The organism is Sphingomonas sp. RB1R13 (genome assembly GCF_036663775.1).
Taxonomy (GTDB): domain Bacteria; phylum Pseudomonadota; class Alphaproteobacteria; order Sphingomonadales; family Sphingomonadaceae; genus Sphingomicrobium.
Window position 1 is genome coordinate 1 of sequence record NZ_JAXOJM010000076.1, and the last position, 1,167, is coordinate 1,167.

At 68.1% G+C, this 1,167-nt stretch carries 1 protein-coding gene and 1 pseudogene; one reads left to right on the forward strand and one right to left on the reverse strand.

The genetic code is table 11. The features are described from left to right. Positions 1-73 precede the first annotated feature (73 nt). Positions 74-736 (reverse strand): hydroxyacylglutathione hydrolase, encoded by a 663-nt coding sequence (gloB, locus tag U1700_RS15010; protein WP_332753480.1) that lies wholly within the window; start codon positions 734-736, stop codon positions 74-76. Between gloB and U1700_RS15015 the strand changes: the two are divergent. After that, positions 675-1,167, forward strand: a pseudogene (locus U1700_RS15015) (AsmA family protein); the annotation flags it as partial. The gene gloB and the pseudogene U1700_RS15015 sit on opposite strands and share 62 nt — an antisense overlap.

The following is a 1,167-nucleotide window of genomic DNA, read 5'->3' on the forward strand; positions in this document are numbered from 1 at the left end:
GGGGATCAGAACAGATAAAAACGTCACGATACGCATCATTCCGTCTCCGTCAAAATACCCCTGTAGCGATGGTTCAACCCTTGAACGCGTCCTTGGCTGCACGATGCCGGGCCAATTCCTCGGCATCGACCGAGCGGAGGAACGGGTTGGTCGCCCGCTCCAGCGCGATGGTCGTCGGGATGGTCGGCTCGCCCTGTTCGCGCATCGCGACGACATCGGCCAGGCGTTCGGCGACGGCGGCATTGTCCGGCTCGGCGGCGGCGGCGAAGCGCGCGTTGGACAGGGTATATTCGTGCCCGCAATAGACGCGGGTGTCGCCGGGAAGCCCCGCGAACCGGCGCATATTGACATGCATCTGCGCCGCCGTCCCCTCGAACAGCCGCCCGCATCCCATGGCGAACAGCGTGTCGCCGGTGAAGATCGTTGCGCGGTCGGGAATATGAAAGGCGATATGCCCGGCCGTATGGCCGGGCACCGACCAGATGGTCGCGACCGCATCGCCGACCGCGATCGTGTCACCCTCGGCCAGCAGCGTGTCGAGACCGTCGATCTTCGCCGCCTCCGCCGCCGGACCCGCAATGCGCGCACCTTGCGCCTTCAGCGCGGCGGCGCCACCGACATGATCGGGATGCCAATGGGTCAGCCAGACCTGATCGATCGTCCAGCCGCGCGCGGCCGCCGCCGCCGCGACGGGCGTGGGGCCGCAGCGGCTGCTGCCCGATGCCGCGCTGCCCATCGCGACGATGCAGCGGTTAGATGCCGATCTGAAATGGACGATCCGCACCGTGCGCTCGCGGCGGGTGCCGATCTCGAACGTCGACCTGACGCTGGCGCTGGATCGCGGCAAGCTGACCCTGTCGCCGCTGAAATTCGCGATGGCGCGCGGCAATGTATCCTCCGACCTGCTATTCGACACGCGCCAGCGGCCCAGCCTGGTCCGCTACGACATCCGCCTGTCGCCGACCCCGCTGGGGCGGTTGCTCGCGGGCTGGGGCGTGGCGGAGGCGGGAACGACCGGCACGGTCAAGGGCCGCGTCCAGCTGACCGGGCGCGGCGACACCATCCATGATTCGCTCGCCAGCGCGAACGGGCGGATGGCGTTCATCCTGCCCGCAGGCTCGCTATGGACCAAGAATGCGCAGCTGGCCGAGCTGGACATCGGCACCT